At 69.6% G+C, this 6813-nt stretch carries 6 protein-coding genes and 4 tRNA genes; 9 read left to right on the top strand and 1 reads right to left on the bottom strand.

The window, feature by feature from the left end:
* Window positions 1-2250 (bottom strand): nitrate- and nitrite sensing domain-containing protein (locus tag G3I41_RS03525; protein ID WP_164398837.1); only part of this gene is annotated, 2250 nt, incomplete at its 3' end.
* Window positions 2251-2832: 582 nt separating this feature from the next.
* On the opposite strand from G3I41_RS03525, the gene G3I41_RS36290 reads away from it, so the two are divergent.
* From G3I41_RS36290 to G3I41_RS03490, 9 genes are all read left to right on the top strand, one after another.
* Complete coding sequence (locus G3I41_RS36290) at window positions 2833-3006, top strand: hypothetical protein (RefSeq protein ID WP_203600141.1); 174 nt, start codon at window positions 2833-2835, stop codon at window positions 3004-3006.
* Between the two features lie 89 nt (window positions 3007-3095).
* Window positions 3096-3872: a fumarylacetoacetate hydrolase family protein gene (locus G3I41_RS03520; RefSeq protein ID WP_164398836.1), complete on the top strand. Its 777-nt coding sequence runs from the start codon at window positions 3096-3098 to the stop codon at window positions 3870-3872.
* Window positions 3865-5337 carry a glutamate--tRNA ligase gene (gltX, locus tag G3I41_RS03515; RefSeq protein WP_164398835.1) on the top strand — a complete coding sequence of 491 codons (1473 nt, stop codon included), beginning with the start codon at window positions 3865-3867 and terminating at the stop codon, window positions 5335-5337. The genes G3I41_RS03520 and gltX overlap by 8 nt, the downstream gene beginning before the upstream one ends.
* Before the next feature lie 100 nt (window positions 5338-5437).
* Window positions 5438-5563 (top strand): hypothetical protein, encoded by a 126-nt coding sequence (locus G3I41_RS37340; RefSeq protein WP_275408384.1) that lies wholly within the window; start codon window positions 5438-5440, stop codon window positions 5561-5563.
* Between the two features lie 38 nt (window positions 5564-5601).
* Complete coding sequence (locus G3I41_RS03510) at window positions 5602-6321, top strand: HAD family hydrolase (protein WP_164398834.1); 720 nt, start codon at window positions 5602-5604, stop codon at window positions 6319-6321.
* An 86-nt stretch (window positions 6322-6407) separates the two neighbouring features.
* Window positions 6408-6479, top strand: a tRNA-Gln gene (locus G3I41_RS03505).
* Between the two features lie 27 nt (window positions 6480-6506).
* Window positions 6507-6579, top strand: a tRNA-Glu gene (locus G3I41_RS03500).
* Between the two features lie 60 nt (window positions 6580-6639).
* Window positions 6640-6712, top strand: a tRNA-Glu gene (locus G3I41_RS03495).
* Between the two features lie 12 nt (window positions 6713-6724).
* A tRNA-Gln gene (locus G3I41_RS03490) sits at window positions 6725-6796 on the top strand.
* Window positions 6797-6813 lie beyond the last annotated feature (17 nt).

The raw sequence follows: 6813 nt of genomic DNA, 5'->3' as shown, positions 1-6813 counted from the left end.
GGGGCGGCCGCCCTGGGCCTGGGGGTCGTTGCCGCCGGCGAGCAGCCCGCCGGGGGACTGCTGCCCGGGCGCCTGCTTCGGGGCCGGCTGCCGGCCGCCGTGCGCGACGTCCACCGGGAGCATGACCAGCGCGGTGGTGCCGCCGGAGTCCGAGGGGCGCAGCTGGATGCGGATGCCGTGGCGGAGGGAGAGCCGGCCGACCACGAACAGGCCCATGCGGCGGGAGACCGAGACGTCCACGGTGGGCGGCGAGGCCAGCCGCTCGTTGATCGCGGCCAGGTCCTCCGGGGAGAGCCCGATGCCGGTGTCGTGGATCTCGACCAGCACCCGGCCGTCGGGCAGGGCGTGACCGGTGACCCGGACCTTCGTCTGCGGCGAGGAGAACGACGTGGCGTTCTCCAGCAGCTCGGCGAGCAGGTGTACGAGGTCGTTGACGACCCGGCCCGCGACCTCGGTGGCGGGCACCGCGGCCAGTTCGATGCGCTCGTACTGCTCCACCTCGGACGCGGCGGCGCGGAGTACGTCGACCAGCGGCACGGGGCGGGTCCACCGGCGGCCCGGCTCCTCACCGGCGAGGACGAGGAGGTTCTCGCCGTTCCGGCGCATACGGGTCGCGAGGTGGTCGAGCTTGAAGAGCGAGGAGAGCTGGTCCGGGTCGGCCTCGCGCGACTCCAGCTCGGAGATGAGCGAGAGCTGACGCTGGATGAGGCCCTGCGAGCGGCGCGAGAGGTTGGTGAACATCGCGTTGACGTTGCCCCGCAGAAGGGCCTGCTCGGCGGCGAGGCGGACCGCCTCGCGGTGCACGTCGTCGAAGGCCGCGGCCACCTTGCCGATCTCGTCGCGGGAGTGCACACCGACGGACTCGACCGAGGTGTCGACGTCCTGCGGGTCGGCCTCGGAGAGCTGCTTGACCAGCTCGGGCAGACGGTCCTGGGCGACGCGGGTCGCGGTGTCCTGGAGCCGGCGCAGCGAGCGGATCATGGACCGGGCGACGACGAAGGCGCCGACCAGCGAGACACCGAGGACGAGCAGGATCAGCGCACCGGAGATGATCGCCTCGCGCTGGGACTCCTCGCGCAGCTCGCGCGCCTTGCCCTCCATGTCGCTCAGCAGGGTCTCCTCGACCCGCTTCATGGCGGTGATCTTGACGGTGTCCTGGTCGTACCAGTTCATGTACGAGCGCCGGACCTTGGAGCCGCCCATGACGAGCGGGTTCTCCAGCATCTTCTGCGCGTACGTGTTCGCGGCCTTGATGTCCGGGTTGCCGTCGTCCAGCGTCGAGGTCAGCTCGTCGGCGTCCTTGCCGGTGGAGGTGTAGATCGCCTCGAACGAGGTGCGGGCGGCCAGTTCCTTGTTCCGCGCGGCCAGGCCGAACTGCTGGTCGTTGCGGTCGAGGTCGGGCTTCTTGTCGTCGCTGGTGGGCAGCGCGGCGGCGATGATCGCGCGCTGGATCGAGGCGTACTCCTTGGCGGAGGAGAACGCCGCCAGCGCACGGGTCCGCTTGATCATCTCGGGGCTGCTGGTCGCCTGGGCCATGTCCTGGGACAGGCTCAGCAGCGAGGTGATCAGCTGGCTGTAGGCGTCGACCGTCTGGAGGGACGGACTGTCCTTCTCGTACGCGTGCTTGCGGATGTCGCGGATGGAGTTGAGCCGCGTGGCGATCTGCTGGACGCTGGTGTGGATGCTCTCCAGGGTGTCGTCACCGGTGGTGTCGCCGATGTCGCCGGTGCCGTTGAGGAACGCCCGCTGCGCCCGGTCGGTCTTCTGCCGGGGCGTGGTGACCTTGAAGTCGGTCGCGGGCACGCCGTGCGACAGCGGACCGGCCGTCTGGTCGCGCTCCTCCTGGAGCGCCTGCGCCAGCGAGGTCGCCTGCTTCGTCATCTCGGTCAGCAGCTGCATGTGCTCCAGCTGCTGGATGTCGTTCAGCGAGTCGTTGATGCGCAGACCACCCAGCGTGGTCGCGGCGACCACGGGGAGGGCGAGCAGGGACACCAGGCGGGTGCTGATGCGCCAGTTGCGGAGAGCTACCCGCGAGCCCGTGTTGACGGGGCCCCGCGGGGCCGGCGCGGCGGCCTGCTCGGGCTCGCCGCCGGACGGAGCGGCGCCGGGGCGCCGGTCGCGGTCGCCTTGGTCACCGGCCGCGGCCGATCCGGGGTTCTGGGCGTGCTGGGGCGAGGCACCGCGGTCGGTCCCGCCGCGCGGCTCCTGTTCCGCCGCAGCGCTGCCATCCCTCTTGAAACGTCCCTGCACTAGCGTCGCAACCTCTGGACCAGGCGTTCTTCCGTCATGAACGGAGAAAACGGTGTCGGCGTGGTGGGGCGTTGTCCCGCCCCATGTGGTCGTTGAGTGACCGGCGCTCTTCCCCTTCCCGCCGCCACTCGGCGCTGCGTTGCGCCCCTGCGCGCCGGCTTGAAACCCGCGGCGGTGCGTGGAATTTCAGCACAGTGCTGGATCTCCAACAAGGGCCAGGTACCGGGCTGTGACCTGCGTGACACCGTGTGATGAAGGCGTAACAAGCGGTGGGGGCGGTTCGCGGACAATCCGGACGATTGGGGGTGAGTTCCGGCGGGGTGGCAGGTGTCCCAGTCGCCATGATCAGGAGCGGAATGGTCCATTCGGGTGTGACATGTCCGTTTCTCAGGTCCAGACCTCGTGCCCGTATTGAACGAATTGTCGCGGTGCTGGTGAGCAAACTCACACGAAGATCGCCGTCTTCCCCGGGCCTCCGGGGGGAATTGAATGTTTAGCCTGACGCTTTACTGGGATGGCAGAACCGACAACCGGCGCCCCCTCTCGTACGGGCGGCGCCCCGACGACAGGGCCGTACGGCAGATGAACACGACGCTCCGCATCCTCGCCAACCCCCGCCGCACCACGCTGGCGCACCTCGACGACGCCGAGTCGCTGAAGACGACGGAACTCCCGGAGCACGCTGTCCAGCTGCCGACGCAGACCGCCAACCCGCGCCGCACGATCCTCATGAAGGCCCCCACCGCCGCGGAGTGAACCCGCGCGGGAGCGCCCCTCATGCGCGCTAGCCTGGAGTGTCAGTCTTTTCCAGGCACCCAGCAAGCAGTGAGGGGCGACAGCAACCCGTGCGCATCGCCAGGTTCTCCATCGACGGCAATGTCGCCTTCGGCGCGGTCGAGGGCGACGGGCCCGACGGTCTCGTCCTCGACATCATCAAGGGCATCCCGTACTCCGAGTTCGAGCTCTCCGGGACCAAGGTCCCGCTGAACAAGGTGCGGCTGCTGCCGCCCGTGCTCCCCAACAAGGTCGTGGCCATCGGCCGCAACTACGCGGAGCACGCCGCCGAGCTCGGCAACGAGGTCCCCGACGTCCCCGTCGCCTTCTTCAAGCCCACCACCTCGGTGATCGGCTCCGGCGACGCCATCGAGTACCCCTCCTTCTCCGACGAGGTCCACCACGAGGCCGAGCTGGCCGTGGTCATCGGCCGGATGTGCCGCGAAGTGCCGCGCGAGCGGGTCAAGGACGTCGTCTTCGGCTACACCTGCGCCAACGACGTCACCGCCCGCGACGCCCAGAAGCGGGAGAAGCAGTGGGCCCGGGCCAAGGGCTTCGACACCTCCTGCCCCCTCGGCCCCTGGGTGGAGACCGACCTCGACCCCAGCGACCTCGCCATCCAGGCCACGGTCAACGGCGAGCAACGCCAGCTCGGCCGGACGAGCGACATGATCCGGTCCATCGAGGACCTGGTCGTCCACATCACGGAAGCCATGACGCTGCTTCCGGGCGATGTGATCCTCACCGGTACTCCCGCAGGGGTCGGACCCCTCCATGTCGGCGACGAGGTCGCCGTCACCATCGAAGGCATCGGCACTCTCACCAACAAGGTGATCAAGCGTGGCTAACGCACCAGTACGTGTACGTTTCTGTCCCTCCCCGACCGGCAACCCGCACGTCGGCCTGGTCCGGACGGCTCTCTTCAACTGGGCCTTCGCCCGGCACCACCAGGGCACCCTGGTCTTCCGCATCGAGGACACCGACGCGGCGCGCGACTCCGAGGAGTCGTACGAGCAGCTCCTCGACGCGATGCGCTGGCTCGGCCTGGACTGGGACGAGGGCCCGGAGGTCGGCGGCCCGCACGCCCCGTACCGCCAGTCGCAGCGGATGGACATCTACCGGGACGTCGCGGAGAAGCTGCTCGCCGGCGGTCACGCGTACCACTGCTACTGCACCACGGAGGAGCTGGACACCCGCCGCGACGCCGCCCGCGCCGCCGGCCGCCCGTCCGGCTACGACGGCCACTGCCGCGAGCTGAGCGACGAGCAGAAGGCCGCGTACGAGGCCGAGGGGCGCGCGTCGATCGTCCGCTTCCGGATGCCCGACGAGGCGATCACCTTCACCGACCTGGTCCGCGGCGACATCACCGTCCAGCCGGAGAACGTCCCGGACTACGGCATCGTCCGCGCCAACGGCGCCCCGCTCTACACGCTGGTCAACCCGGTGGACGACGCGCTGATGGAGATCACCCACGTCCTGCGCGGCGAGGACCTGCTCTCCTCCACCCCGCGTCAGATCGCCCTGTACCGGGCGCTCATCGAGCTGGGCGTCGCCAAGGACACCCCGGCCTTCGGGCACCTGCCGTACGTCATGGGCGAGGGCAACAAGAAGCTCTCCAAGCGTGACCCGCAGGCTTCGCTCAACCTCTACCGCGAGCGCGGCTTCGTCCGCGAGGGGCTGCTCAACTACCTCTCGCTGCTGGGCTGGTCGATCGCCGAGGACCGCGACATCTTCGACATCGACGAGATGGTCGCCGCCTTCGACATCAAGGACGTCAACGCCAACCCGGCCCGCTTCGACCTCAAGAAGTGCGAGCACGTCAACGCGGAGCACATCCGCCGCCTCGACGTGAAGGCCTTCACCGAGGCGTGCGGCCCCTGGCTCCAGGCGCCGTTCGCCCCCTGGGCCCCGGAGTCCTTCGACGCGGCGGTCTTCGCCGAGATCGCCCCGCACGCCCAGACCCGGGTCACGGTGCTCTCCGAGATCACCGCCAACGTGGACTTCCTGTTCCTGGACGAGCCGGTGCACGACGAGGCGTCGTGGAACAAGGCGATGAAGGAGGGCTCCGACGCCCTCCTCGTCACCGCCCGCGCCGAACTGATCGCCGCCGACTGGAACGCGGACGCCCTCAAGGCCGCCGTCCTCGCCGCCGGCGAGCAGCACGGCCTCAAGCTCGGCAAGGCCCAGGCCCCGGTCCGCGTGGCCGTCACCGGCCGCACGATCGGCCTCCCCCTCTTCGAGTCCCTGGAGATCCTGGGGCGCGAGAGGACGATCGCCCGCATCGACGCCGCCCTGGCCAAGCTGGCCGCGTAACCACCACGGACACCAGGAGGCCGGACCCCGCACGGGGCCCGGCCTCCGCCCTTCGAGATCCAGGGCTTCGTCGTCGACAGACGAGGAGCCGGCGAACGCCGTGGACGCACGGCATCCGGAGGATCATCAGTTCGTCTCCGTGGCGTCGGTGGGCGAAGACCTTCTCGTCTTCGGCGTGAACACCCCGCGCCTGCTGCCGCCCGGCGTCGACCAGCAGCAGTTCTGACCTCCCGCCGCGCGGGACCGGCGCGATAGCGTGGCCGTATGCCCATCAGAGCCGTCCTCTGGGACATCGACGACACGATCTTCGACCACACGACGGCCGCCGCCACCGGCATGTCCCGGCACCTCGCGGCGGAGGGGCTGCCCCCGGGGTACGCCACGGCCGAAGCGGCCGTCGAGGCGTGGCAGCGGGTCACGCGCCGGCACTGGGCGCGGTTCTCCGCCGGGGAGACCGACTGGCAGGGGCAGCGGCGGGACCGGGCCAGGGAGTTCCTGGGGCGGGCGATGGACGACGGCGAGGCCGACGCCTGGTTCGACCGCCATGTCTCCCACTACGAGTCCGCCTGGGCCCTCTTCCCGGACGCCGTGCCGGCGCTCGACGCCCTGGCGGGGACGTACCGGCACGCCGTGCTCTCCAACTCGGCCCAGGAGCCGCAGCACCAGAAGCTCACGGTGCTCGGGGTGCGCGACCGGTTCGAGTCCCTGCTGTGCGCGGCGGAGCTGGGTGTCTCCAAACCCGCCGGCGGCGCGTTCCTGGCCTCCTGCGAGGCGCTGGGGCTCGACGCGCACGAGGTGCTGTACGTCGGGGACGAACCCGACATCGACGCGGCGGGTGCGACGGCCGCCGGTCTCACCGGCGTCTGGCTGGACCGGCGCGGCCTCGGCGGGCGGCCCGAGCTCACGCGGATCACGGGGCTGGACCAGCTGCCAGGGCTGCTCGCGGGCCATACCCGTTTTGGAGCGTCGGACACCTTCGGGTAATGTTCTTCCTGCGCCGCCCGAGCGGGCCGAAAGATCCGGCCGGGAAGCGCAGACAGGAACAAGACCCCCGAGGGGTTGCGTTTCAGTGGGCTATGGTGTAATTGGCAACACTACGGTTTCTGGTACCGTCATTCTAGGTTCGAGTCCTGGTAGCCCAGCGCAGTACAGAGCACATTGCAGGACAAGCCCCCGTTGTGTAGCGGCCTAGCACGCTGCCCTCTCACGGCAGTAGCGCCGGTTCGAATCCGGTCGGGGGTACAGATCCTTCCCGCGAGATCATCTGGGTCGCACCCACGGTCTCGATGCAGGATCGCTAGGGCCCCCGTTGTGTAGCGGCCTAGCACGCTGCCCTCTCACGGCAGTAGCGCCGGTTCGAATCCGGTCGGGGGTACTTGCAACACCATGGGCTATGGTGTAATTGGCAACACTACGGTTTCTGGTACCGTCATTCTAGGTTCGAGTCCTGGTAGCCCAGCGCAGTACAGAGCACAT

Source organism: Streptomyces sp. SID9727, from assembly GCF_010550605.1.
GTDB lineage: Bacteria > Actinomycetota > Actinomycetes > Streptomycetales > Streptomycetaceae > Streptomyces.
The sequence above is the reverse complement of the archived record's forward strand: the minus strand, read 5'-3'. Positions and strand labels throughout refer to the sequence as shown.